This is a genomic window from Nocardiopsis coralliicola (assembly GCF_054779695.1).
Map to the genome: position 1 here is coordinate 53,383 of NZ_BAAGXT010000013.1, position 26,716 is coordinate 80,098.

14 protein-coding genes are annotated in these 26,716 nt (G+C 72.3%); 2 read left to right on the plus strand and 12 right to left on the minus strand.

Annotated features, from left to right (window positions below; translation table 11 throughout):
• Nucleotides 1-28: 28 nt before the first annotated feature.
• The 8 genes from ACYVGT_RS12220 to accD form a co-directional block, all read right to left on the minus strand.
• Nucleotides 29-1,672: a hypothetical protein gene (locus ACYVGT_RS12220; RefSeq protein WP_460857297.1), complete on the minus strand. Its 1,644-nt coding sequence runs from the start codon at nucleotides 1,670-1,672 to the stop codon at nucleotides 29-31.
• On the minus strand, nucleotides 1,669-2,397 hold the full coding sequence (locus ACYVGT_RS12225) for an ATP-binding cassette domain-containing protein (RefSeq protein WP_460857299.1): 729 nt from the start codon (nucleotides 2,395-2,397) through the stop codon (nucleotides 1,669-1,671). Before ACYVGT_RS12225 ends, ACYVGT_RS12220 begins: the two co-directional genes overlap by 4 nt.
• Before the next feature lie 78 nt (nucleotides 2,398-2,475).
• Entirely contained in the window at nucleotides 2,476-3,528 is a 1,053-nt protein-coding gene (locus ACYVGT_RS12230; RefSeq protein WP_460857302.1) for a methyltransferase, read from the minus strand.
• Between the two features lie 13 nt (nucleotides 3,529-3,541).
• Nucleotides 3,542-5,065, minus strand: a complete 1,524-nt coding sequence (locus tag ACYVGT_RS12235; RefSeq protein ID WP_460857304.1) for an FAD-dependent monooxygenase — start codon at nucleotides 5,063-5,065, stop codon at nucleotides 3,542-3,544.
• Between the two features lie 100 nt (nucleotides 5,066-5,165).
• A complete protein-coding gene (locus tag ACYVGT_RS12240; RefSeq protein WP_460857306.1) occupies nucleotides 5,166-6,200 on the minus strand; it encodes a ketoacyl-ACP synthase III family protein in 1,035 nt (344 codons plus the stop codon).
• Between the two features lie 10 nt (nucleotides 6,201-6,210).
• A complete protein-coding gene (locus ACYVGT_RS12245) occupies nucleotides 6,211-7,563 on the minus strand; it encodes an acetyl-CoA carboxylase biotin carboxylase subunit (protein WP_460857308.1) in 1,353 nt (450 codons plus the stop codon).
• Nucleotides 7,529-8,047, minus strand: a complete 519-nt coding sequence (locus ACYVGT_RS12250; protein WP_460857311.1) for an acetyl-CoA carboxylase biotin carboxyl carrier protein — start codon at nucleotides 8,045-8,047, stop codon at nucleotides 7,529-7,531. The genes ACYVGT_RS12245 and ACYVGT_RS12250 overlap by 35 nt, the downstream gene beginning before the upstream one ends.
• Nucleotides 8,044-9,732, minus strand: a complete 1,689-nt coding sequence (accD, locus tag ACYVGT_RS12255; protein ID WP_460857312.1) for an acetyl-CoA carboxylase, carboxyltransferase subunit beta — start codon at nucleotides 9,730-9,732, stop codon at nucleotides 8,044-8,046. Before accD ends, ACYVGT_RS12250 begins: the two co-directional genes overlap by 4 nt.
• 194 nt (nucleotides 9,733-9,926) lie before the next feature.
• On the opposite strand from accD, the gene ACYVGT_RS12260 reads away from it, so the two are divergent.
• Entirely contained in the window at nucleotides 9,927-11,009 is a 1,083-nt protein-coding gene (locus ACYVGT_RS12260; RefSeq protein WP_460857313.1) for an acyltransferase domain-containing protein, read from the plus strand.
• Nucleotides 11,006-20,278: a type I polyketide synthase gene (locus ACYVGT_RS12265; RefSeq protein WP_460857315.1), complete on the plus strand. Its 9,273-nt coding sequence runs from the start codon at nucleotides 11,006-11,008 to the stop codon at nucleotides 20,276-20,278. The genes ACYVGT_RS12260 and ACYVGT_RS12265 overlap by 4 nt, the downstream gene beginning before the upstream one ends.
• A gap of 91 nt (nucleotides 20,279-20,369) precedes the next feature.
• Here ACYVGT_RS12265 and ACYVGT_RS12270 read toward each other — a convergent pair whose 3' ends face one another.
• The 4 genes from ACYVGT_RS12270 to ACYVGT_RS12285 all read right to left on the minus strand — a co-directional run bounded on the left by ACYVGT_RS12270 (nucleotide 20,370) and on the right by ACYVGT_RS12285 (nucleotide 26,709).
• On the minus strand, nucleotides 20,370-23,195 hold the full coding sequence (locus tag ACYVGT_RS12270) for a helix-turn-helix transcriptional regulator (RefSeq protein ID WP_460857317.1): 2,826 nt from the start codon (nucleotides 23,193-23,195) through the stop codon (nucleotides 20,370-20,372).
• Between the two features lie 808 nt (nucleotides 23,196-24,003).
• Nucleotides 24,004-24,834: an arylamine N-acetyltransferase family protein gene (locus ACYVGT_RS12275; protein WP_460857319.1), complete on the minus strand. Its 831-nt coding sequence runs from the start codon at nucleotides 24,832-24,834 to the stop codon at nucleotides 24,004-24,006.
• A 54-nt stretch (nucleotides 24,835-24,888) separates the two neighbouring features.
• Complete coding sequence (locus ACYVGT_RS12280; protein ID WP_460857321.1) at nucleotides 24,889-25,722, minus strand: arylamine N-acetyltransferase family protein; 834 nt, start codon at nucleotides 25,720-25,722, stop codon at nucleotides 24,889-24,891.
• 3 nt (nucleotides 25,723-25,725) lie between these two features.
• Nucleotides 25,726-26,709, minus strand: coding sequence for an amidohydrolase family protein (locus ACYVGT_RS12285; protein ID WP_460857323.1), 984 nt, complete (start codon nucleotides 26,707-26,709; stop codon nucleotides 25,726-25,728).
• Nucleotides 26,710-26,716 lie beyond the last annotated feature (7 nt).

Here is a 26,716-nt window from a genome sequence, read left to right on the forward strand (position 1 = left end):
AGGCGGCGAGGCGGAATGCGTCGGCGCGTCAGCCGCCGATGGTGCGCCGGGCAAAGACCGCACCGCCGATCCAGGCGAGGACGGGGCCCGCGGCGAGCAACCCGGCGAGGAACACGGGATCGGGACCGCCCGCGATCGGCACCGGGAGGCCGGTCTCGGCCGGCAGCCCCAGGAGGCGGCCAGCCAGCCCGAAGGCGAGGAGGAGTACCGCACCCGCTGCGGCCCAGGGCAGCGGGCGGAGCATCCGCGGTGCCGCGCCCAGCATCGCGAGGAGGACGCCGGTGAACAGCAGAACCGCCGGGACCTGGGTGGCAGCGGCGGCCATCGCCTGAGCAAGTCCACCACCCAGGTCCCCGGCACGCAGGCCGGTCCCCAGCCCCGCTCCCGCGCCGCCGGCGACCACGACCGCCGGCCCCACCAGGGCGAGCGCCGCATGGGCCGCGAACCATCGGGGGCGTGCGGGTGCGGCTCCGAGGAGGAGCGCGAGCCTGCCGCTCGGCTCCTCGCCCCGCGCAGCCAGGAGGACGTGGGCGGCGGAACCCATCGCGGCCACCGCGACGAGCTCTCCCACCAGCAGCGCGAACGCCTCGTCAGCCGCCAGTCCGAGCCCTCGCGCGAACCGGGAGAAGGCCGCCGCCTCGCCCCAGGGGCCGGAAAGGCCCGCGACTCCGAGGAGCCCCAGGCACAACGCTCCCAGGAAGGCCCCCGCGACCCAGGCGGTGAGGGCCGCGCGACGCAGCCGCCAGAACAGGCTGACAGTGCCGCGCAGGGCGGGAGCGGCGGCGGGGGAGCCGGTGTCCGTGGTGAAGACACTGGTACCCGGGTCGCGCTTGCGGCTCAAGCGGAACCCCTGCAGCGCAATGGGCAGGGCCAGAGCGGCGACCGGGATCAGCAGCGGCCAGTTGTCGCCGTGGAACGGGCGGACCTCTTGCGCCCACGTCGCCGGCGAGATCCACGAGATCCAGCCGCGCTCCACACCGACCCCGCCGGGCGCCGGCTCCGACGCCGCGTCGCCGACTGCCCGGGGAAGGGCGACCAGTGTCATCACCAGCACCGCATCCCACGTGGACGCGGAGGTGGAGGGCCAAAGCTGCGCCGTCATGGTGGCCACCGCGGCGAAGACCAGGCCGACGGAGGCGATCGCACCGCCGGCGGCGAAGGATCCGGAGAGGGGCAGACCGGTGATCGCGAGGGCGAATGCGAGAACCGGCACGAGCACGGCACAGGACGCCGCGCCGAGGAGGAGCGCAGCGAGCAGCGGAGCGTGCCGGCCCACCGCCGTTGAGGCGACGAGTTCGGCGCGGCCGGCCGCGTCGTTCTGGCGTGTCTGCCGCAGGACCATGCTCACCGCCATAAGGGAGGCGAGCGCCGTCGCGAGGGTGAAGGTGTCGGTGAAGGCCAGGGAACCCGCGCTGTCGGCGGCCGGTGCGCCGTTGAGGCCCCGCAGGGCCGCGGACTCCGAGCGGGCCACCGCTGCCGAGCGGACGTCGGCGCCGGAATAGATGTGGCCGTAGACCGCCGCGGTACCGCCGAGCAGCGCCGCGTTGGCGAGCAGCCACGCGGGGAGCGCGAGGCGCTCCCGTCGCAGCCCCAGCCGCAGCAGGCCCCCGGTTCCGGCGAGCCGGCGGCTGCGCTCGCCCGGTGCCGCCGGGCCGCCGCGCCCGGGGCTCACAGCGCCGGGTCCTTCCCCGGGCCGGGGGCCGCGCCTTCGGCGGCCAGGAGGTACTCAGGGGCTGCCGAGCGCAGCTCCGCGGGTGCCCCGACCTCGACGGTCCGGCCCGCCCGGAGCACGCTGACGCGGTCGCACACACCGCCGAGATCCGCGACGGCCGATGAGGAGAGGAGGACCGTCCGCCCCTGCTCCCGCCGCTCGCGGAGGCACGTCCGGAGGACGGCTCGGGCCGCTCCGTCCATCGCGGCACCGGCGCCGTCCAGCAGCAGCAGCTCCGGGTCGGCTGCCAGCGCCGCGATCGTGGTGGCCTTCTGCTGTTCGGCCGCGGAGTAGGTGCGCGCTTTGCGCCGGGGGTCGAGGCCGAAGCGTCCGATCAGCTCGTCGCGCCGTCCGGTGTGCGGTACCGCGCCCCGGAGCCGCAGGAGCAGGTCGATGGCCTCCCCGCCGGACAGGTTGGGCCAGAGCCGGACGATGTGCGGCGCATACGCCAGGCGCCTGTGCAGCCGGACCCGGTCCCGCCAGGGATCGGCCCCCAGGACCTCGACTGCGCCCGAGTCCTGCCGGGTCAGCCCCAGCAGGAGGCGGAACACCGAAGTCTTGCCGGCCCCCTCGGCACCCACCAGGCCGTGCACCTCTCCCGAGCGGACGTTCAGGTCCAGACCCGCCAGCCCCCGTGAGTCTCCATACGCCTTCACCGCGTCTGCGACGCGAACCGCCTCCGACACCGCCTCGCCCCTTCGTCGCGCTCTGCCGATCCGCGGGCCGGGTGGCCCCCCGCAGACATGCCGGGGCGGCCATCCGGCTCACGCCCGCACGGCACCCTCAGCGATGCTGTGCCGCGTACCCGCGCTGACGGAGGTGACTCCGGTCAGTTCGAGGCCCGCCGTACGGAACAGCTCCCCGATGTCCTCGGGGGAGCGCTCGCGGCCCCCGGTGAGCACCATCATGTTCAGGTCGCTCAGGACCGCGTTGGCGTCGTACCCCGAGTCCCCCTCGGCCGACTGCGACGGCTCGACCACGAGAATCGTGTCGCCGGGCCCCATGGCCTGGGCGCAGGTCTTCAGAATCCGGACGCTGCGCTCGTCGTCCCAGTCGTGGAGGACGCTCTTGAGCACGTACAAGTCGCCGTCCTCGGGGACCGAGGTGAAGAAGTCACCCGTCCGAACGGTGCAGCGGTCGGCGACGCCGGCGTCGGCGAGGGTCGGCGCGGCCCTCCCGGCCCCCTGCTCCGTGTCGAAGAGCGTGCCGCGCAGCGCGGGCTCGGCGGACAGGATGGCGGCGATCAGCGTCCCGCTGCCCCCTCCGACGTCGACCACGCTGCGGAACCGGGAGAAGTCGTACTCGGCGACAATCCGCTTGGTGACGTCGCCCGTGAGGGCGCCCATCGCCGCGTTGAAGATCTCGGCGGGCCGGGGGTTCCGGTCGAGGTAGCTGAAGTAGTCCGTCCCGTACTGCCGCTCGAAGGCGCCGCCGCCGGTCCGTACGCTCTCCTCGATGCCGCCCCAGCTCTGCCAGAGCGCCTCTCCCCCGATATGCATGGCGAGTGAGCGCAGCGAGTCCGGCGCATCCGAGCGGAGCGGACCGCCCATCGGACCCAGCGCAAAGGTGTCCGGCTCCGTCTCGATGAGCACTCCGAAGCAGGTGAGCGCCTGCAGCAGCCGTCGCAGGGCGGCCGGATCGGCACCCACTGCGCCGGCCAGCTCGGCGGTCGTCCGTGCACCGTCCGCCACCTGGTCCGGGAGGCCCAGCCACGCGGCCGTGTGAATGAGCCGCGACGGCATGAAGCCGAAAATCAACTGCTTGAGGGGGCCGGCGGCATCCATGCCGCCGCTGCCGCCGGATCGTGGCCCTTGCATACGAGTCTCCTCATCAGTCGTGGTGGGATTGCGACGGAACTTCCCGGTCAGGGGTCGTCCTCTGGGGGGAGTTCGGGCCGCCGCACCAGAGGGCGACCGCGGCACGGACCTCGTCCGGGCCGGGGGCGCGGTGGCGCCAGGCCAGATAGCCGTCCGGCCGGAGGAGCATGACCGCCGACCGGCGCTCGGGTGCCTGCCCCGGCGCGTGCACCGCGCTGACCCGGTCCGCCCGGTCGGCGACGGCTTCGGCCGCCGCGCCCTCCTCGGAGAAGTCCACAAGAAGGAGGCGCCCGGGCTCGATCAGGCGGTACAGGTGCACCCGCCGGCCGTCGACCATCAGCTCGCGGTCGTCCACGCGCTCTCCTCCGGGAGCGCTGCGGGCCGCACCGGGAGGCTGCGGATAGGAGATGTTCATCCCCGCGATCGTCCGCCGCAGGAACCGGGTGATGGCCGGGACCGCGAGCACGCCGCGGGCCGCGAAGGGCCGGATGAGATGGACAGCCGGCGGGGCCACGGCGGACTTCAGCAGCAGGTCGCTGATCCTCAGCGCGGTTCGCCCGACAGGGTGGCGTTCGCGCTGGTAGGAGTCGAGCAGCCACTCGGGGGCCCAGCCCCGGTGCACCGCCGTGAGCTTCCACGCCAGATTGGCCGCGTCCTGGATGCCGGTGTTCATACCGAGCGACCCCATCGGCGAGTTCACGTGGGCGGCGTCCCCGGCGAGGAAGATCCGGCCTACCCGGTAGCGCTCGGCCTGGCGGCGCTCGGTCACAAACCGCGTGGACCAGCGCATGTCCTGGATATCGATATCGGTTCCGCTGATGCGCCGGATCGATTCATAGACGTCGTCCACGCCCAGCGGCGCTTCCTGCGGCACGTTCTGGTGGGCCCGGTCCCAGATCACTGCGCGATACCAGCCGTCTCCGAAGGAGGGGAACAGGATCGCGCCGTCCCGCCCCATCAGTCCGTTGATGCCCGTCTGCATTCGGGCGCTCGTCCGGATATCGGCCAGCAGGAGCGTGGTCGCATAGGTGCGGCCGCTGAAGCCCACGTCGAGGAGGGAGCGGACCCGGCTGTGCGCGCCGTCGCAGCCGACTGCGTAATCGGCGCGGAGCTCCGGACCTCCGCTCACGTCGACGGAGACGCCCTCGCTGTCTTGGCGGATACCGCGCACCTCCGCTCCGGTCCGGATCTCGGCGCCCAGCTCCTCGGCGCGGCTGCGCAGCAGCGACTCGGTCCGCGCCTGCGGAACGATCAGAACGAACGGGAACCGGCTCTCCGGGTGGCGGAAGCTCAGGCTGAGCTGACCGCGGCCCATGTGCGGCCGGAACATCCCCACCGGATAACCCTGCGGCACCAGCGCATCGGCGCATCCGCGCATGTCCAGGATCTCGAGCGTGCGGGCGTGCACCCCGAAGGCGCGTGTCAGATTGGATTCGAGGGCGCGCTTCTCCAGCACGGTGACGGGCACTCCGCTCGCGGCGAGGTCGCCGGCAAGCATCAGCCCGGTCGGGCCCGCCCCGACAACGATCACGCTCATGGCACTCTCCCGTAGGACTTCCTCGGCGGCTTCGCGCCACCGATCCTCGCCGGAGCGGCTTGAAGCGCGCTGGAGGCGAAATGGAGGCGCCCGGCGCGGGTCAGCCTGCGCGGTCCGACGGAGGTGAAAGGATCTCCAGTACCGCCGCTGACCACGAGAACCCCTGACCGACGCCGGCGACGAGGCACCGGTGCCCCGGGCGGAGCGCACCCGAGTCGGCCATCAACCCGAGCAGGGCGACCTGGTCGCCGGCGCCGAGGTGCCCCATCTCCCGGCCGAGCGCCCACGTCGTCCGCTCGACGTCGATGCCGAAGGGGTCCAGGAAGTGCGCCTTCAGCCGGCTGCGCCCCAGGCTGGGGAGGATAAAGCGGTCGATGTCGCCCATCTTGGCACCGGCCTCGTCCAGCACCTGGTCGACCACCTCGCGCTGGCCCTGGTCGATGGCGCGCAGGACCGCGTCGATCCCCGCCCCGCCGACGAACGACCGGCGCCCTGCATCGAGGTCGACCCGGGGGCGGTGGCTGAACGGAGCGGGCCCGAACGGGTCGTCGCCACGGGACATCTGCTCCAGACTGGAGTCGCACCGCGTGGCGAGGCTGCGGATCCGGGCGAACCCGGAGCCGCGGGAGAGCACAGCCGCGGTGCCGCCGTCCCCGCAGATCGTCCCCGGATCGCTGCGCCATCGGTCGTAGCCGGGCGGACAGAAGCGGTCACCGGTGGTGACCAGGGCCTGGCGGCGCCCCGCGTCCGCCGAGAGATAGCCCGCGGCAAGCTCCAAGGCTGCCATCCCCCCGTTCGACATCTGGCTCACGTCAATGGCCGGGCACCGGTTGCCGAGGGCGGCGTGCTGCACGAAGGAGGCGGCGGGCCACAGGTCGTGCCCCTGGTAGTAGACGCTGGCATGCAGGACGAGATCGATCTCGCCAGGCCGGCAGCCGGCGCGCCGCACCGCGCGGCGCGCCGCCTCAGCGGCCATCTCCGGCGCCGACTCCCCCGCCGAGATGCAGACGGACGCCACGTCGGTACGCCAGAGGGTCCCGGCGTCGCACATGCCGTCGCGCTCGGCCTCTGCAAGGGTCACCTTCTCCGGCAAGCGGCTAGCGGCCGCAGCGATGCGGAGGTCGTCGTACCGCACTGGGTCTCCTCTACGCGTCGTCGAGGTCCATCTCCTGCAGCAGGGCAGTGGTGTGCTTGGCATGCCGGAACCGCGGATCGGCGACCACCCTGCGGAGGAGCCCCGAGGTGGTGTGCACGCCGGGGCCGTCGATCGCGAATTCGCCGAGGGCCCGGTCCATGCGGGCGATGGCCTCGTCCCGGTCCCGCCCCCAGGCGATCACTTTCGCCACCAGGGGGTCGTAATCGGACGGGATCCGGTACCCCTGGTACGCGTCGGTGTCCACGCGCACAAAAGGACCGCCGGGCGGATGGAACCGGGTCAGAGTGCCCGGTGCGGGCAGGAAGCCGCGCTCGGTGTCCTCGGCGTTGATGCGGCACTCGATCGCCGCGCCGTACCGGTCCACCTCGTGCTGCCCGAAGCCGAGCGGTTGTCCAGCGGCGACCCTGATCTGCTCGCGCACCAGGTCGCGGCCGACGACCATCTCGGTCACCGGGTGCTCCACCTGGATGCGGGTATTGATCTCCATGAAGTAGAACTCATCGCCGTCGAGCAGGAACTCGAAGGTCCCCACTCCGGTGAAACCGCAGCTCAGGGCAGCCTTGACCGCCGTCTCGCACATGCGGTCCAGAAGCGCCCGGCCGCAGCCCGCCGCCGGGCTCTCCTCCACGAGCTTCTGGTTCCTGCGCTGCACCGAGCAGTCGCGTTCGCCGAGGTGCACGCCGTTGCCGTACTGGTCGCACAGCACCTGGACCTCGATGTGCCGTGCTGATTCCACGAGGCGTTCGAGATAGACCCTGCCGTCGCCGAACAGGGAGCGGGCTGCCGCCTGCGTCTCCCGGAACACCCGGACGAACTCGCGCGGTCCGCGCACCGGCGCCATGCCCCGGCCTCCGCCGCCGGCCGCTGCTTTGACCATCAAGGGATAGCCGAGTTCGCCGGCACGGCGCTTGGCATCGGCCGCGCTGCCCTCGATGGCCTCGGTCCCGGGCGGCACGGGCAGGCCCGCCGCAGCCATGATCCGGCGGGCTTCGGCCTTGTCTCCCAGGCGTGCCATCACGTCGAGCGGCGGGCCGATGAAGGCCAGGCCCCGGGCCGCGCACACTTCCGCGAAGTCGGGGTCCTCAGAGAGGAACCCGTAGCCGGGATGGATCGCTTCGGCGCCGGACTGCAGTGCCGCCTCGACCAGCGCGGGGATACTCAGGTAGCTGCGTCTGGGCTGGGCGGGGCCGATGCGGACCACCTGGTCGGCAACCCGGGCGACGGCCGCTTCCTCGTCGGCCGCCGACAGCACCGCCACCGTGCGGATGCCCATCTCCCGGCACGTTCTGGCGATTCTGAGTGCGATCTCACCGCGGTTGGCGATGAGTACTGTGCTGAACATGGTGCTCCTCACTGGATCCGGCCGGGCCCCAGTCCCCGCCGGAGGTGAGCGCGATGAGCGGTTGCCCGAACTCGACCCCGGCCCCGTCGGGTACCAGCACCTCCACGACGCGGCCCGCCTGGTCGGCTTCGACGGCGTTCATCAGTTTCATCGCCTCGACGATCCCGACCTGCTGGCCCGGCTCAACGGTGTCGCCGGGGCGCACGAACGGGGGCTCACCCGGTCCAGCCGCGGCGTAAAAGGTTCCGACCAGCGGTGCAGATATGTGCTCGTGCGCGTCGGAGGGCGCGAGGGCGGCGTCGGAGTCCGCGTCGCCGTGGAGCCCGGCCGCACCCTTCGCCGGGGCTTCTCCGGTGTCCGCCCATTCGAGCTCCACGGTCACGTCGGGGGTCTGCACCCTGACCCGGAGCAAGGGCCGGGCCGGTTCCCCCGAGAGCGCCGCAGCGCGGCGGAAGACCTCTTCGATGGTGGTCGCTTCGTTCACCTGGCCCCACGTTCCTCTCCGCTCGCCGCAGCGGCATTGAATCGGCGGAAGCGCCGCCGGCGGCGGCGCAGCAGTTCGCCGGCCGGCAGTGGGGCGAGCTCGTCGAATGCTGCGCCGACTGCCCTCTCCAGCAGCACGGCAGCCCCGATGAGATCGCTCTGCACCCCCGCGTCGGGTTCGGGCACGATCGCGTCGACCGCTCCGACGCGGAGCTGCTCGCCGGCGTCGAGGCCCAATGCGGCAGCGGCTGCCGGCGCCTTGCCGCGGTCCCGCCACAGGATGGCCGCGCACCCCTCCGGACTGATGACGGAGTAGATCGAGGAGGGGAAGCACAGCACGCGGTCGGCGACCCCCAGGGCGAGGGCGCCGCCGCTGCCGCCCTCGCCGGTGACGACTGCGACGATGGGGACCGGAAGCCGCGACATCAGCCGGAGGTTGTCGGCGATCGCGAACGCCTGGCCCATCCTTTCCCCCTCGACCCCGGGATGGGCGCCCGGCGTATCGATGAGCGTCAGGACAGGCAGGCCCAGCTTCGCGGCCAGCCGGAGGAGGCGCGCGGCCTTCCGGTATCCGTCCGGGGTCGGCATCCCGAAGTCGCGGGCGATGAGTTCGGCGGTGCCGTGGCCCTTCTGGTGGCCGATCACCATCACCGCCCGGCCGCCGACCCGGGCCATCCCCCCGACAATCGCGGGGCTGTCCCCGGAGGCGCGGTCGCCGTGCAACTCCACGAAGTCCTCGCCGACTACCGAAATGTAGTCCAGCGTGGTCGGCCTCTCGGCGCTGCGGGCCTGCCCCACCCGCTCCCACGGATCGCTGGCGGCCAGGCTCTCGGGGTTTCGCTCGAACACGTCGGCCAATGCAGCGCCCGGACCGCCGCCAGCCGCCGGGGCGGGTGCCGAGAGCGAGAGGAGCTGGCCGAGGGTCGAGCGCAGGTCGGATCGCGGACGGATCGCGTCGATCAGTCCGTGGCGGATGAGCGCTTCGGCGGTCTGGAAGCCCTCCGGGAGGCGCTCGCCGATGGTCTGCTCGATCACCCGTGGGCCCGTGAACCCCATCCGGGCTCCGGGCTCGGCGATGATAATGTCGCTCAGCGTGGCGAACGACGCCGCCACGCCCGCGTAGGTCGGATCGGTGACCACGGAGACGGTGAGCACACCGGCCTCGTCGAGCTCGGCGAGCGCACCGCTCGTGGCCGCCATCTGCATGAGGGCGAGGATGCCCTCCTGCATCCGCGCTCCTCCGGAGGCTGTGACCAGGACCAAGGGGGTGCGGTCGGCTAGGGCCGTGTCCGCGGCGTGGGTGATCCTCCTCCCCACGGCGGTCCCGAGACTGCCGCCGAGGAAGCGGAAGTCCATGGCGGCCGCCACGACCGGGAAGCCGCGGATCACGCCGCGCGCACAGACCACCGCCTCGTCCAGCCCGGTCGCGCGCCGCGCCTCTTCGAGCCGGTCCCGGTAGGGGACGGTATCGACGAAACCGAGCGGGTCGTCGGGGGTGGGCGGCGGCGCCAGCGGCGCGGTACTCCCCTCGTCCAGCAGTTGCGCCAAGCGCCCCATCGCGCCGACCGGCGCATGGTCGCCGCACTCGGGGCATACGAGGAGCTCGCGCTGGAACCGCTTGCCGTAGACCAGTGCCCTGCACCGGCGGCAGGCGACCCACTCGGGGATCGGCGGGCTTCCGGTCATCAGCAGGCTCCCCAGGTCGCGAGAACGTCTGACCCGAGGCTGGCACCGGAATCTCAGGGATGGTTCGAGCTTCGATCCAGCGGTCGCACGCCCCCACCGCGTCCAGCCGTCCTCTATCCGTCTTTGAGATCGCGCGGCGACGATCCCATGGCGCCGTCCAGGCGAGCCGTACCGAACGACAGGGGCATGGCACCATGGCGAACCCGCACGACAACCCCGGGCGCCCCGTCGCTCTGCTGTTTCCCGGCCAGGGGGCCCAGCAGGTGCTGATGGGAGCGGGGCTCTACGGCCACGTACCGGTCTTCACCGAGGTGATGGACTCCGCCTTCGCGCTCTGGGGCGACGAGGGGGCACGGATCAGGGGGCATTGGCTCTCCGGCGGTGCACCCGAGCTCCTCGACGACGGGCGGCGCTCCCAGCCCCTGCTCTACGCCATCGACTACGCACTCGGGCGGACGGTGCTGAACTGGGGGGTGCGCCCCGCGGCGCTGCTCGGCCATAGCGTGGGCGAGCTGGCCGCCGCCGCGCTCGCCGGCGTGTTCGACTTCGAGGACGGGGCCCGCCTCATCCTCGAACGGATCCGGCACCTCGCCGACACACCGGACGGGGGGATGCTCGCGGTCGCCGCCTCGGTAGAGGACGTCGGCCCCTACCTCTCCGAGGGAGTGGCGGTCGGTGCGGTCAACGCTCCGCGCCAGCTTCTGCTTGCAGGCCTCGACCGGCCGCTCGCCGACACCGCGCGCCGGCTCCGCGCAGACGGCTTCACCTGCCGACGCGCGCGGGCGCGGCAGGCGTTCCACAGCCCCGCCATGGCGGAGGCGACGGCCCGCTCGGCCCACGTCTGGCGCGGCCTGGATCTCAGGTGCCCCGACCCGGGAACCACCGTGTTCTCCGCCTATCTCGGTGGACCGCTTCCCGACTCGGTGGCGCGGAACCCGGATTTCTGGGCCTCCCAACCGGCCGATCCCGTGTACTTCGGCCCGACCCTCCAGCGGATGCTCCGCGAGCGCGACTATCTCCTGGTGGAAGCGGGCCCCGGCAGAGGCCTCGGTGCGCTGGCACTCCGCCGGCCGGAGGCCGCCGCCGGCCGCACCGCTGTCACCGGGCTGCTGCCGGCGAAGTCGGGCGACGCCGCGGCCGATCGGGCGGCGCTCCGCGACGCGGCGGCCCGCATCGCAGCCGAAGGGCACGCCATCGACCGCGGGGCGGTGCCGCGGCCGCCGGGGGCGCCCGGCAGCACGCCGACGGAAGCGACCCTGGGAGGGCGGCACCCGTGAACGATCCGATCGCAGTCATCGGCATGGCATGTCGGCTGCCGTCCGCGGCGGACCCGGCGGAATTCTGGACCCTTCTGCGCGACGGCATCGACGCGGTCGGCCCGCCGCCGGAGGACCGGCGCGGGCTCAGCGGACTCCGCGGCGGCTATCTGGACGGGGTCGAGGCGTTCGATGCCGACTTCTTCGGCATCTCTCCCCGCGAAGCCGCGGCGATGGACCCCCGGCAGCGGCTCATGCTGGAGCTGAGCTGGGAAGCGGTCGAGGAGGCACGTCTCGATCCGGCGGCGCTGCGCGGGAGCCGCACTGCGGTGTTCGCCGGGACGGCCTGGGACGACTACGCCGCACGCACCTACGGGCTCGGAGACTGCGCCGTCACCGGCCACACCATGACCGGGGTGCACCGGTCCATGATCGCCAACCGGGTCTCCTACGCCCTGGGCCTGAACGGTCCGAGCATGGTGGTGGACACCGGGCAATCATCGTCGCTGGTCAGCGTCCACCTCGCGATCGAGAGCCTGCGGCGCGGCGAGTCCGACCTGGCGATCGCGGGCGGCGTCAGCCTGATCCTCGCCCCGGAGAGCACGGAGAGTTCGCGCGCCTTCGGTGCCTTGTCCCCGGCGGGCCGCTGCGCCGTGTTCGATGCGCAGGCCGACGGCTACGTCCGCGGGGAGGGCGGCGGAGCCGTGCTCCTCAAACCGCTGTCCCGCGCCCTCGCAGACGGGGACCGCATCCACTGCGTCATCCGCGGCGGAGCCACGAACAGCGACGGCGCCACGGAGGGATTGACGGTTCCCGGGCGCGGCGCCCAGGAGCGGCTGCTCACCGAGGCCTGGCGCGACGCAGGTGTCGACCCGGCCGATGTCCAGTACGTCGAACTGCACGGAACCGGGACCCCGGTCGGCGATCCGGTCGAAGCGGCCGCACTGGGGGACGCGCTCGGTGCGCGGCAGGGGCGGCGCCCGCTAGGGGTCGGGTCGGCGAAGACCAACGTGGGACACCTCGAAGGGGCCGCCGGGATCGTCGGCCTCCTGAAGGCCACGCTCAGCATCCGCCACAGGGAGATCCCCGCCAGTCTGCACTTCACCCGGCCGAACCCCCGCATCCCCCTGCGCAAGCTGGGCCTGGAGGTGCGATCCCGGACAGGCCCCTGGCCTGCGCCAGAGCAGGAGCTCATCGCCGGTGTCTCCTCCTTCGGGATGGGCGGCACCAACTGCCACCTGGTACTGGGTGCGCCCCCGCCCGAGGCGGACGTGCGGGCGGGGGCAGAAGGGCCGCCGCTCTGGGTCGTGTCCGGCCGGTCCGACCGGGCCGTGCGCTCCCAGGCGGACCGGCTCCAGCAGGTTGCCGAGGGCACGTGCAGGACCGGCGATACCGGCTTCTCCCTGGCGACCACCCGGTCCGGCTTCGAACACCGGGCCGCGGTCGTCGGCGCAGACCGCGCCGACCTCGCCGACGGACTGCGGGCCCTGGCGGAGGGGCGTCCCCAGCGGTCAGTGCTCCGCGGCCGCACGGTGCCGGGGGACCTTGCGTTCCTGTTCTCCGGCCAGGGGTTCCAGCAGCCGGGCATGGGATGCCTGCTGTACGACCGGTTCCCCGCGTTCTCCGACGCCGCCGACGCCGTCCGGAGCGAACTCGATCCGCTGCTCGAACGCCCGATCGGCACCGTCCTCCGGGGCGCCCCCGGCTCTCCTGAGGCGGCGCTGCTGAACCGCACGGACTTCACCCAGGCCGCCCTGTTCACGGTCGAGGTCGCGCTGTACCGGCTTTTCGAGAGTTGGGGGGCGTGCCCCGACTTCGTCGCGGGCCATTCGGTCGGTGAGATCGCCGCCGCGCATATCGCCGGCGTCTTCTCCCTGCCGGACGCCTGCGCACTGATCGCCGCGCGCGGGCGCCTTATGGCCGAACTCCCCGCGGAAGGGGCGATGTTCGCCCTGCAGGCTTCCGAGTCCGAGGTCCGCTCCTGGCTCGACGGGGCCGACGGGCAGCTCGGTCTGGCCGCGGTCAACGGTCCCCGCTCCACGGTGGTCGCCGGGGAGGAGGTGGCGGCCGCCGCCGTGGCCGACAGCTTCGCCGCGCTCGGGCGCACCACCCGGCGCCTCAAGGTCAGCCACGCCTTCCACTCCCCGCTGATGGACCCGGTCGTCGAGGACATGCGCGCGGTCGCGAGCGGGCTCTCCTTGCGGCCTCCCCGGGGGCCCCGGCTGATCTCCACGGTGACGGGGCGCCTTGCGACGGAGGACGAAGTGCGCTCCCCGGAGTACTGGGCCTCCCACGTGCGCCGACCAGTCCGCTACGGCGCGGCGGTCGCGGCCCTGCAGGAGCTCGGAGCCCGCCATTTCCTGGAGCTGGGCCCCGGCCACGGGCTTACGGTGATGGGCCAGGAGAACGTCGCCGGAACCGCGTGCGGCTTCGCCGCCGCCATGGACGCCGGCGGTTCCGGTGGCGCGGAGGGGGCGGACGAAGGGCGGTCGGTCGCCTCCGCGCTGGGGTGGCTGCACGTACGCGGCGCCGACATCGACTGGCGCGCGGTCTTCGGTCCCGACGCGCGCACGGTTGACCTGCCCACCTACGCATTCCAGCGCAGCCCGCACTGGCTGCCGGCGGACGCGGCGGAAGCTGCGGGCAGCGGCCGTGAGCAGGCCGACTCGGGGACGCCGCCGGCGGCGCAGGAGAGCGCGGCACAACCGGCATCCGCGGAGGGCACCGGGCCGCGCATGCACCGGGCCGTGCATTCCGCCCTGGCATCGGTGCTCGGCTACGCGGACCCGTCCGGCATCGACGCGCAGCGCCCGTTCACGGACCTCGGGCTGGACTCCCGCATGGCGGTCGAGCTGCGCACCCTGCTCCAGGAGGAGGTCGGCGTCCCGCTTCCTACAGCGCTGGTGTACAGCCATCCGACTCCGGTCGCCCTCATCGACTACTTGGCCAACACGGTTGACGCCCCCGAGGACCGACCGAACGGCGATGGCGCCCCCTTCGCGCCCGCCGGCGGGGACCCGGTCGCGATCGTAGGTATGGGGTGCCGGTACCCGGGCGACGTGCACACCCCTGACGACCTGTGGCGGCTGGTCAGCGAAGGGCGCGACGCGACCTCCGGCTTCCCCCGGAACCGGGGATGGGATCTCGGCAGGCTCTACGACCCCGCCGGTGAACGCCCCGGTACCTCATTGGCGCAACGGGGCGGGTTCCTCCACGACGCCGATGAATTCGACGCCGCGTTCTTCGGCATCAACCCGCGCGAGGCCACCGCCATGGACCCCCAGCAGCGCCTGCTGCTGGAGGTTGCCCACGAGGCGCTCGAACGCTCCGGGCTCGATCCCCGCAGGCTGGCGGGGCACAGCGTCGGCGTCTACGTAGGCGCCACCGCCCAGGACTACGGCCCTCGGCTGGGCGAGCACGCCGACGAACAGGGCATCAGCGGGTATCTGCTGACCGGTGGGACGTCGAGCGTCGCCTCCGGACGGCTCGCCTATGCGTACGGCTTCCGGGGGCCGGCCCTCACCGTGGACACAGCGTGCTCCTCCTCTCTCGTCGCGATCCACATGGCGGCACGTGCGGTACAGCGCGGCGAATGCGGACTCGCCCTCGCAGGCGGGGCCGCGGTCATGGCGACACCCGGAATGTTCGTGGAGTTCAGCCGGCAGCGCGGACTCGCCCCGGACGGGCGCTGCAAGCCGTTCGGCGCGGACGCCGACGGAACGGCCTGGTCGGAGGGTGTGGGCCTCGTACTGCTGGAGCGGCTGTCCGAGGCGCGGCGCCGGGGCCACCCGGTGCTCGCGGTCGTCCGCGGCAGCGCCGTCAACCAGGACGGGGCCAGCAACGGGCTCACCTCCCCCAGCGGCCCGGCGCAGGAGCAGGTCATCCGGGCCGCCCTCGCCGACGCCGGCCTGCAGGCCGGCGAAGTCGACGCGATCGAAGGGCACGGAACGGGGACGTCCCTCGGAGACCCCATTGAGGCCGAGGCGCTGCTGGCCACCTATGGGCAGGGCCGCTCCCCCGGCGCTCCGGCGCGGCTCGGATCCTTCAAGTCGAACATCGGCCACGCCCAGGCCGCGGCGGGTGTGGGCGGCCTGATCAAGATGGTCCAGGCCATGCGGCACGGGACCCTCCCGCCGACCCTGTACGCCGAGGAGCCGAGCCGCCATGTGGACTGGTCCGCGGGACACGTGTCGCTGCTGCGCGAAGCGGTGGAGTGGCGGCGCGGGGACCGGCCGCGGCGGGCGGCGGTGTCGTCCTTCGGGATCAGCGGGACCAACTCCCACCTCATCGTGGAGGAGCCCGCCGAGGAAGATGCGTGCGGGCTCCGGGCCGTCCGTCCCCCCAGCACGGACGGCCCGAGGGATGCGCCCGGACCGGCTCTCTGGCCCCTCTCCGCGCACAGCAGTGCGGCCCTCGCCGCGCAGGCGGCCCGGCTGCACGAATTCGCCGCAGACCGCCCCGAGCTGGATGACGCGGGAATCGCCCGCTCTCTGGCGGCCTCCCGAAGCGGCTACGAGCACCGTGCCGTGGTCCTGGGGTCGGACCGGGCCGCTCTGCTCGACGGCCTGGACGGACTCGCCCGCGAAGAGCCGCGGCCCAACGTACTCGCTGGCTCGGCGGCCCGCGGCGGCACGGTCTTCGTCTTTCCCGGCCAGGGTGCGCAGTGGGCGGGGATGGGCGCGGGAATGCTCGGCGCCTCCCGCGTCTTCCGCGAGGCCATCGAGCAGTGCGCCGACGCCCTCGACCCGCTCACCGGATGGCCGCTCGTCGACGTGCTGCGCGGAGCCGCCGGCACACCACCCCTGTCCAGGGCGGACGTGGTCCAGCCCGCCCTGTTCGCGATGATGGTCGGGCTGGCCGCCGAGTGGCGCTCGCACGGGGTCACTCCGGACGCCGTCGTCGGCCACTCCCAGGGGGAGATTGCGGCGGCATGCGTCGCCGGCGGGCTGACCCTCGCGGACGGCGCAGCGGTTGTCGCGGCACGCAGCCGGGCCATCATGGCGCTGGCCGGGACCGGCGGGATGGCCTCGGTGCCGCTGCCCGCCGCTGAAGTGGAGCGCCGCATCGGGCCCTGGGCGGGACGCCTGCACGTGGCGGCGCTCAACGGTCCGCGGTCAACCGCCGTGGCGGGCTCCGCCCAGGCACTGGCTGAGTTCCTCCATGCCTGCCGGAACGACGCAGTGGACGCCCGGCGCATCGACGTCGACTACGCCTCGCATACCCCGGACGTATCCGACGTGGAACAGCGGCTGCTCGGCAGCCTCGCCGGCATTGCGCCGCGCACGTCGGCCATCCCCTTCTACTCCACGCTCACCGGCGGTCCCCTCGACACGTCGGCGCTGGACCCCGCGTACTGGTATTCGAACCTGCGGAACCCGGTCCGCTTCGCGCCGGCAGTGGGCGCACTGCTCGAATCCGGCCACCGCCTCTTCCTCGAGGCCAGCCCGCACCCCGTGCTCACCACCGGTGTCCAGAGCAGCTGCGACGAGTACGGCGGGGGCGGCGCGGCCGTCGGAACGCTGCGCCGTGAGCGGGGCGGCCGGAGCGAGTTCGCGGCGGCGGCCGCCCAGGCCTACACGCACGGCGCCGCAGTGGACTGGAATGCGGTGCTCCCCGACGCCGACCACGTCGAACTCCCCACCTACGCCTTCCAGCGCCGGCGCTACTGGGCCGCTCCCGAGCGCGCCGCAGCGGCGCCCGGCGCGGCCGGCATCACCGCGCCGGAGCACCCCCTGCTCGACGCCGAAGTCGAACTGCCGCCGGACGGCGTACTCTTCACCGGGACGCTCTCCGCACACTCCGAAGCCTGGCTGGCGGACCACGGAGTAGTGGGCACAACCCTCGTCCCGGGCACCGCCCTGCTCGATATCGTCGCTGCCGCGGGCCGCCGGACGGGCGCCGAGCGCATCGAAGAGCTCCGGCTCGAACAGCCGCTGCGCCTCCCCGCAAGCGGAAGCGCGGCGATCCGGGTCCTGGTGGAGGGGCCAGACCAGAGCGGACGCCGGCGGGTCGGCGTGCACAGCCGGGCGGACAGTGCGCCGAACGGTCCGTGGACGAGGCACGCCGAGGGCGTGCTTGAACGCGGTGGGCCCTCGGCGGAGGATCCAGCGAGCGCTGCCGATGCCGGAGAGAGCGCGTGGCCGCCGCCGGGAGCCGAACCGGTCGACATCGGCGGCGTCTACGGCGAGCTCGCCGCGCGGGGGTACGAATACGGCCCGGCCTTCCGCGGACTGAACGCGGTCTGGCGGCGCGGCGGCGAGCTCTTCGCCGAGATGGCCCTGCCCGGCGCCGCCAGCCTGACCGCCGACGGGTACGGCGTCCACCCCGCTCTCCTGGACTGCGCACTGCATGCCTGGCTCCGCTTCGGCCCGTCCGCAGTTGCGGGGCAGGACGGCCGTCTGCTGCTGCCGTTCGCCTGGACCGGCGTCCAACTGCACCGGTCCGGTGCAGACGCGCTGCGGGTGAGCATGGTGCCGACCGCAGACGGAATGGCACTCGAATGCGCCGATTCCGCCGGGGCCCGCGTCTGCTCGATCGGCGGTTTGGAGCTGCGCGCCGCGGCACCTGAACGGCTGCGTCCGGGGCGGCGCCCCGCTGCCGACCTCTACCGCACGGAGTGGCGCGAGGTCGCCGGCGCCCGCCCCGGGGCGGCGCCGTCCTGGGCCCTGGTGGATGCGGAGGGCGCGGACGGGACGCTGGGCGCCCGCCACCCGGGCGTCCCCGTATTCACCGACCTGGCAGAGCTCGCCGCCTCCGTGGCGCAGGGAGCGGAGCCTCCAGGGTCCGTCATTGCCGCAATCCCGACCCTGCCCGCCGCCGACCGGCCCGTGCCCGAGCGCGCCCGCGCCGCCGCCGAGACCGCACTCCGGCTGGTGCAGGAGTGGACGGGCGACGCGCGGTTCTCCGCGTCGCGCCTGTTCCTCCTCACCCGCGGAGCGGTCGGCGTCGCCGGCGGCGGCAGCGAAGCGGTCCGGCCGGACCACGCCGCTGTATGGGGGCTGGTGCGGTCGGCCCAGTCGGAGCATCCGGACCGGCTGGTGCTCGTCGACACCGACGACAGCGATGCCTCGCGGACCGCGCTTCCCGCGGTCGCCTCGGCGGCCGCCGCCGGCGAAGCGCAACTGGCACTCCGCGGCGGGACGGTCCACACGCCGCGGTTGGCCGAAGCCGGCGCCGGCGCGGAACTCATGCCACCGGACACCGGGGACTGGCGGTTGAGCACCGAGCGCCCCGGCACCCTGGACCACCTCGCGCTGGTCCCGTGCCCGGAGGCATCCCGCCAGCTCGGTCCGGACGAGGTCCGGATCGCGGTGCGGGCGGCCGGCGTCAATTTCCGGGATGTGCTCCTCGCCCTGGACGTCGTCGCCCCGGACGACATGGGCTTCGAAGGGGCGGGGACCGTCCTCGAAGTCGGGGACGGCGTCTCCGGCCTCGCCCCCGGGGACCCGGTCCTGGGCCTCTTCCCCCGGGCCTTCGGGCCGGTCGCCATAGCGGACCGGCGGAAGGTCGCACGCAAGCCCCCGGAGTGGTCCTATCCGGAAGCGGCCTCGATGCCGGTCGTCTTCCTGACCGCCTACCTCTGCCTCGTCGAGGTCGCGGACCTGCGCCCGGGCGAGTCAGTGCTGGTCCATGCCGCCACCGGCGGGGTCGGAATGGCCGCTGTCCAGCTCGCCCGCCATCTCGGGGCCCGCGTGCTCGGCACGGCGAGCCCGGACAAGCACGAGACGCTCCGCGAGCTCGGCGTGGAGGGCCACTGCGCTGCCTCCTCCCGATCGCTGGACTTCGAGGCGCGGTTCGCCGCTGCCGGCGGGGCCGACGTGGTGCTGAATTCGCTCGCGCGGGACTACGTGGACGCTTCCCTCCGGCTTCTCTCCCCGGGCGGCCGGTTCGTCGAATTGGGCAAGACCGACATCCGCGACGCCCAGGACGTCACGGCGCGCCATCCGGGCGTGCGGTACGAGGTGTTCGACCTGATGCAGGTCGCCCCGGAGCAGATCCGCCCCGCATTGGACGCGGTCCTCTCGCTATTCGAACGGGGGGTGCTGCAGCCGCTCCCGACCCGCACCTGGGACGTCCGCAGCGCACCCGATGCGTTCCACCACCTGAGGAACGCCCGGCATGTCGGCAAGGTGGCGCTCACCCTGCCGCGCCGCCTGGATCCGAGGGGCACCGTGCTGGTCACCGGCGGAACGGGTTCGCTCGGGGCGCGCATAGCGCGACACCTCGTGCAGGAGCACGGAGTCCGGCACCTCGTCCTGACCAGCCGCAGGGGAGGCGGCGCACCCGGCGCAGACGCCCTCGTCCGCGAGCTCGGCCAGGCAGGGGCCGCAGTGGCGGTGGCCGCCTGCGACGTGTCCGACCGATCCGAGCTTGAGGCGGTGGTGGCCGCGGTGCCCGACGCGCATCCGCTCACCGCCGTCGTCCACGCCGCGGGGGTCCTGGACGACACGGTGACCTCCTCCTTGACCCCCGAGCGGCTCCGGAAGGTGCTGCGCCCCAAGGTGGACGCCGCCTGGCACCTGCACGAGCTCACCGCGGACCTGGATGTGGCCGCCTTCGTCCTGTTCTCCTCGGCGGCCGGCGTCCTCGGCGAACCGGGGCAGGCCAATTACGCGGCGGCCAACGCCTTCCTGGACGCACTGGCGCAATTCCGCGCCGGCCGCGGAGCACCGGCATGCTCCCTGGCATGGGGCCTGTGGGCGGAGCGCACCGGGATGACCAGGCACCTGGAGGAGTCCGACATCGACCGGATGCGCCGCTCCGGGATGGGCACGCTGCCGACCGCCGCCGCGCTGGCCCTCTTCGACACCGCCCTCACCCGCGACGATCCAACGCCAGTGCCGATGCGGGTCGACACGGCGGTTCTGCGCGACAGCGGCCTTGTCCCCCCGATCCTCCGGGAAGTCGCCAGCGCCGCCGTACCGGATGGCACCCGCGCGGGCGGTACTGCACCGCGGACGGAGCCGGACACGGCGCAGGCCCCGCTGGTCCGGCGGCTCAGCGGCGCGGACGCGGCCGACCGGGAGCAGGTCGTCCTGGACGCGGTGCGCGCACACGCCGCCACGGCCCTCGGACAGTCCTCTCCGGACGCCGTGGAACCCGGACGCCCCTTCAAGGAGCTCGGGTTCGACTCGCTCACCTCGGTGGAGCTCCGCAACCGGCTGGGGGCAGCGACCGGGCTGCGCCTCAGCACCGACCTGACGACCGATTTCCCGACACCGCACCTTCTGGCGCAGCACGTCCTTTCCGCCCTCGGCCCGAGCGCAGGCGGAGGCGTAGCGCAGCGCTGAGCCGCAGCGGCGGGCGGCCACTCGTCGGGCGCCCCGCGCACACCGCGGCTGTCGGCGCCGCAGAAGGACGGCACGGCGCTGCTCGTCGACGCTAGTCGACGTGGGAGAAGGGCGGCGGGTGGGGCGCGTCCTCCGGATCGCCCCTGCCCCGAGGAGAGCGGCGGCCCCCCTGCTCGCCCTCGAACACCCATCTCAGACCGATGCGCTGCACTCGGAGGGTGCGGTAGACCTTCGTGAGGTGCTGCTCGACGGTACTCACCGTGATGTGCAGCTTCTCCGATATCTCCCGATTGGTGTGCCCCGCCGCGGCGAGAGTCGCGACGCGGCGCTGGGCAGCGCTCAGCCCGTCGAGCACAGGATTGTCCTGGATCGCCCCGCCCGCACCCGCTTCCCCCGCGGCGCTGGCGTGGGAGTAGGACCGCCAGACCGCTCCACCGCTCTGGCTCGCCAGGACATCGGCGCGAAATCTGAGGGCGTCGGCCCGCTGCTCATCCCCGCTCGCACGGGAGCACACGCTGAGGTCGGCCGTCACCAGCGCAAGGCCGAAGCGGTCCCGCGCCTCCTCCATTTCCTCAGCGGCCCCGGCCAGCAGGAGGGGGTCCCCGCCGCGCGCCTTCGCGAGAATGCGCAGCGCATGGCCGCGTAGCCGGTGGTGGTGGGACGAGGCCGCGGCGAGTTCCTCCTGCAGGTAGCGCTCGGCTTCGGCAGGGTCGCCCAGCCTGAGGTGCGCGCAGGCGGCGCCGAGGCGCCACGCTTCGAAGTTCGGAAACGACAGCCCCCACTCGCGCATCCGCCGGCCGCACAGGGCGAACCCGTGGAGAGCCGACTGCGTTCCGCCGACTGCAAGGTAGTACCAGCTGCGCGCGTAGATGTAGTGCAGTCCGCACGGCGTGCTGAACATCGCGTCGGGAACGCGTATGTCGAGCAGGCGCCCGGCTTCGGCCAGGTCGCCCCGCGCCACGGCGGACAGGAGCGCCGCAGACAGGGGCAGGCCGACGGCGACGCCCCAGCTCGGTACCGGCAGGATGTCGAACGCGCGGTCGGCAAGCTCAGCGGCCATCACAAGGTCGCCCTGGCGGACGCAGATCATTGCCCGCGTCGCCGCGAACAGGGCCTGCCATGTGGCGCTGTTCTTGGCCTCGGCCTGCTCCATCAGCGCGTCGCACCAGTCGGCGGCTCCGTCCAGGCGCTCCATGTACATGAGGATGGCCAGCGCGGAGGTGAGCGGCATGAAGCTGTCGTCGGCCAGCCGGGTGCGCTCCAGGACGGCGCACGCCGACGCGCCGACTGAGGCGTCGTCCTCGACCTCTCCTCCGGGGCCCGCCATCGTCCGCCGGATCTGGACGTTCACCGCAGCCGCGAGCGAGTAGTCGCAGTCGGCCGCGTCGCCGTAGACCGGCGCGGGGATTCCGGTGAGCAGCCCGGGATGGAAGTAGGAGAACCAGCAGCCGAGCTGCCGGGTCATGGACGGCGGGACCGCGCTGGCCGAGTAGTCGCACAGGCGGGCGACCAGTTGGCTCGCCTCGTCGTCCCTTCCGTGCCAGAGCAGATACGAGATCAGCGAATGGGCGTCGCCGAAGGTGAGCCGGCCTTCGCGGGCTGCGGCGGTGAGCTCAGGCAGGAGGGGCAGGAGCCCCGCCGGGTCAAGGCGCCATTCGGCCCGCGCGAGCCCCGCGAGGATCGACGACGCCTCCTTGTGCCCGCCCCCGTTCTGCCGGCGGGCGAGCCGCAGGTAGCGGAGCGCGAGGTGCGGGTCGTCCTCGTCCAGGGCGCGCACGGCGGCCTCGCCCAGGACTGGGACGACCCACGGTTCCTCAACCGAGCCGGCGGCGATGATGTGCCGTGAGACGGCGGCAGGCGGCGCGCCGTTCTCACGCAGGAGCTCAGCCGCGCGGCGGTGCCACTCGGCTCCGACGTCCGGGGGGAGGCTGTTCCTGACGGCCTCCCGGACGGCTGCGTGCCGGAACTGCCCTCGGCAGATCAGGCCGATCTCGCTGAGCGCGCGCAACCCCTGCTCGGTGGAGGCTGGGTCGAGGCCGGCGAGTCGGCCGAGTACGGCTGATGAGATGTCGTCATCCACCACCGCGACGGCACGCGCCAGATCCATCACCGAAGGGCCGTGGCGGGAGAGCAGCCCGAGCGCGGCCCCGCCGAACGCCTCTCCGGTGCGGATCCGGCCGACTGCCCGGCACTCGGCGTCATCCGAATCGGCGAGGACGGCGCCGACGAGCCCGGGAAGTCCGGAACTCACCTGGTGGACCGCCGACGCGATGCGGCGGGCCTCGTCGCAGCTGCGGTAGTGGGAGACCAGTTGCGCGACGCGCGCGACATCGAGGCCGCGCAACTGGATGCGGCGGGTGCCGGGCTGGCCGAGCGCCTCGCTCAGCAGCGGAGCAGGAGGTTGCTGCAGCTGCCGGTTCTCACTGAACACGCTGAACAGTGGTGCGGAGTCGAGGCGCCGCATGAGGTACAGCAGGGAGCGCTGGGACTCCGCGTCGGCGAAGTGGACGTCGTCAATGCAGATGACGACGGGGAGGTCCGCAGTCAGATCGTGCAGGATCCGCCACAGCCGGCGTAGGAGCGCCGAGTTTATCCCGTCGGCCCCGCGCTCGGTGTTCCCGGCCCCGTGTCCGGCCTCGTCGCGGTGCCGCCCCCACACCGCGTCCGCCGTGGTCCCGTAGTCGCGAAACACCTGTTCCAGTAGTCCCTGCCGGACGTTCCGCTCCGACCACACCGCCGAAGCAGCGAGGACGACCGCGCCGGACTCGGAGGCCGAATTCGCGAATTCGTTGAGCAGTAAACTTTTTCCGGTTGCCGGACGGCCGCTGACGACTACCGTCCTGCGACACCCGCTCCGACTCTCAGAAAAGGATTCTCTGAGAACCTCGAGCTCGGAATCCCTGCCCACAAGTCGCACTCCGACCTCCGCGTTTCACTACTCCCGGCTGGACGACTGGATATGATCGACATGATCAGTATTATTTTTACCTCAAACTACAGCATGGTCGCAGTAGGCACCAAAAAGGTCAAATTACGGTGCGCAATGGACCCAACACAGCATGACGCCGATCACGAGGGGCCCACGAGAACAATAGCGATTTGATCTTGAATGCCTCGCAAATACAAACGCGAGAAGAACTCTCGTCTCAACTTCGGGAACCATTAACCGGCACCTCATGCCTGGCGAGGAGCCCTTCGAAAGGCCCGCGCCGGCCGAGGCAGGGGGCCAGCACTCCCACGTTCCGATCGGCGCCCACGGTCCGCCAAGACCTACCCAATGGCCAGATTCGGCCGCACTGCCCGACTGCCGGCGGCCAGGTCCGACGGGTACAGGTGGGCCCCGCAGGGCGATCGCCTCAACCCGCGGAATCAGCAGTGAGCCATTCTGACGGCGGGCTGCCGTGGGTCAGGGTGCCCGCTCGACTCGGTGCACGGCGTCACAGCGGCCCGGATCTTCCGCATCGCCGAGCGGATCGCGGCCGCGGGCCTGTTCGGCCTGGGACAAGGGCTCTGCCGGCGTGCCGCCGGCGGCGGTGTGCCCCCTTCAGGGGGAGGAACGAGCCGGAGCGGAAGAAGCAGGCCGACCGGATCCACGCCCGACTGCCTGGCCCTGGTGGGCGGGCGAGCGCCCAACTGAAGATCTGGGCCGCCCTAGAACAACTGCGCTGCTGCCCTATCGGGCCGGAAAGATCGCCCGGGCGACGCTAGTCTCACAGGCCCGCGAATCACGATGAAAATGGATCAGCAAAGAACGACATGCGCATTGAATTATCCCAATGTTCACCCGGAACCGGAGGAGCATCGAGCACAATTCCGAAGTAGCGCTCGTAGGCGGCGATGATATCCGCGCCGTCATTGATCGTCTCGGTGCGGCGCCCCTCTCTCCCGATGACCGTGAGGGTGCTCCCGGTCAGTGTAACCCGGCCGTCCTCCGTCGGCAGCGAGCAGAACAGGTTTCTCAGGAACGGTGATTCCGGGGACGTCCGGTACCACCACAGGTGCTGGCTGAAGTCGGCGAGCTTGACCGGATCGCCATAGAAGCGGTACTGGGGGACACCGCTTCGATGCACCTCCCACGCGTGCTCCGACGGGACCCTGCGCACCTCGAAACGGCCCTGGGGGTCATGCTGACTGCCCAGCTCCCCCAACGCGAGGGGGAGTCTGCTGTTCTTTCCGAACCCGACGTCGACGAGCCATTCCTCACCCGCGACTTCGGCGACCATGACAACATGGTTGTACGGTGCGCTGAGGCTCCCGCCGATCCACACGCGGCATTGGTGCAGCGTCACGCGGAACCCCAGCGACGCCAGCAGCAGATAGAACGACGTGTTGATCTCGTAGCAACCGCCGCCGCGGCCTCTCCGCACTACTTTGTCGGCGACCCGCTCGTCCATGAAGATCTCGTCGCCCGAATGGTAATCCAAGTTCTCGAAGGGCACCGAGAGGACGTGGCGCTCCTGGAGGTGGAACAGCGCGCCCCGGTCCAGGGGCGCGACCCGGTCCGGCGAGGCGCGGATGCGGTCCAGATACGCGCCGACGGTCTCCTCATCGAACATGGCGCCATCCCCTCGTGTGCTCGGGAGGCCGGCCGCGAGAGGGGCGGCCCGCCATCACGTACCGTCCTCGTACGACATCTTCATGGACGCGTCCAGGTAGCGGCTGGGCTCGGGAAGCCGGTCCAGCTCGATTCCGAAATGCTCGGAATAGGCCCGGAGGATCTCGCTCTCTTCGGTCAGCTTCTCGACCCTCCGCTCCCGTCCGTCGGTGACCACCAGAGTGGTGCCGCGCCGCGTCGTCTTCATGAACGCCCATCCCCCGGCCGTGGGGCGGGAGCACGAGAGGTTCTGGAGAAACGGCGACATCGGGTGGGTCCGGTACCACCAGAGCACCTGGCTGCCGTCCTCCGCAGCGACCGGCTCGTCGGAGAACCGGTACAGGAGGTCGCGGTCCCGGTAGACGTCGTGCGTCCCGGGCTCGCCCGGGACGGACCGAATGGTGAACTCGCCGTGCGGGTCCTGCTGCGGCTCCTCTGTTCCCAACCGCAGCGGGAACCTGTTGCACTTTCCGAACCCGACGTCAGCGAGCCAGCGCGCGTCCGCGGTCTGGACGCTGGTGATCGCGTGGTTGAAGGGCGGCGTGAAGCCGCCGGCGATGCGCACGCGCGCCTGGTGGAGAGCAACGCGGAAGCCGAGCGCCTCCAGCAGCAGGTGGAACCCGACGGCGATCTCGCTGCATCCACCGCCGCGCCCGGAGCCGACGATCTTGTCCACGACCCGCTCGTCCATGTGGATGTCGGCACCAAGGTGGTAGTCGACAGTCTCAAAGGGGACCGAGAGCAGATGGCGTTCGTGCAGGTGCCGCAGGGCCTCGGCGTCGAGGGCCCCGGGGCGCTCCGCACCGATCCGCTCCAGATAGCGGTCGACCTGGTCAGTATCGAGCGTCACCGCTCAGCCTTTCTTCGCGGAGAGTCGCGGAAAGAGCGCTTCGGCGTTGAGGGCGTTCAACCGCCGTCCGCCGTCCGCGCCGGCGAGGCGCGCGACGTGCCGTCCGTTCTCTCCGCAGAAGGACTCGGACATGAAGGGGAAATCGGTCCCGACGAGCAACCTGCCGGCGGGGGCGAACCGCTGGAGCGCGGGGAAGGCGAACTCGTCGCCGACCATGGCGACGTCGAAGTAGAAGCGCTGCAGCGCGGCAACGGGGTCCACCGCGATGCGGTCCGCCAGAGCGGAATTGATCAGCGGACCGTACGTGAGCCGCCTGGCGTAGTAGGCGATCCCCCCGCCGCCGTGCGGCAGGATCACTCGGAGCCCCGGGTAGTCCTCCAGGATTCCGGAGTAGAGGAACTGGGCGGCCACCCGAACGGTCTCGAAGGGGAACTCGCAGACCGGCGCGGGGAGCCCGAACATCGGCTGCCCGGTGGACGGCGGAAGCCCGGGATGCACGAACAGCGGGGTATTCCTCCGGTGCGCCTCCGCGAAGAGCGGACGGAACCGCGCGTCGCCCGCGTAGGCGCCGCCGTAGTTGCTGACCATCCCGATCCCGTCGAGCCCGAGGACGTCGATGGCGTGCGTGAACTCCGCCATGACCCGGTCGACGTGGGGGAACGGGAGCACGGCGAACGCTCCGAACCGCTGCGGGCTGTCCGCTACAACCTTCGCCAGGTACTCGTTGACCGAGCGGGCGAGGGCTGCCGCGGCTCCGGGCGCCATCTCCGGTACGCCCGGCCAGACATTGAGAACGGCCGATCGGATCCCTTGCCGGTCCATCATGGCGAGACTGGACTCCGCACTCCACGCCGGAGGGTCGACCCCTGGAAGAACGGCTCTGGATCCCGACTTCTTCAGTTCTTCGATATAGAACCCGGGTATCGCGTGGTGATGTACGTCGATCGCACCGCTCCAGGCGGGCTCCGGCTCACCCGGTAAATTCATCGACACC

What these genes read in the sequence shown, in the direction of transcription:
- ACYVGT_RS12230 (WP_460857302.1), bottom strand. Translation starts at nt 3,528, where the DNA reads ATGCAAGGGCCACGATCCGGCGGCAGCGGCGGCATGGATGCCGCCGGC.
- ACYVGT_RS12235 (WP_460857304.1), bottom strand. Translation starts at nt 5,065, where the DNA reads ATGAGCGTGATCGTTGTCGGGGCGGGCCCGACCGGGCTGATGCTTGCC.
- ACYVGT_RS12245 (WP_460857308.1), bottom strand. Translation starts at nt 7,563, where the DNA reads ATGTTCAGCACAGTACTCATCGCCAACCGCGGTGAGATCGCACTCAGA.
- accD (WP_460857312.1), bottom strand. Translation starts at nt 9,732, where the DNA reads ATGACCGGAAGCCCGCCGATCCCCGAGTGGGTCGCCTGCCGCCGGTGC.
- ACYVGT_RS12260 (WP_460857313.1), top strand. Translation starts at nt 9,927, where the DNA reads ATGGCGAACCCGCACGACAACCCCGGGCGCCCCGTCGCTCTGCTGTTT.
- ACYVGT_RS12275 (WP_460857319.1), bottom strand. Translation starts at nt 24,834, where the DNA reads ATGTTCGATGAGGAGACCGTCGGCGCGTATCTGGACCGCATCCGCGCC.
- ACYVGT_RS12285 (WP_460857323.1), bottom strand. Translation starts at nt 26,709, where the DNA reads ATGAATTTACCGGGTGAGCCGGAGCCCGCCTGGAGCGGTGCGATCGAC.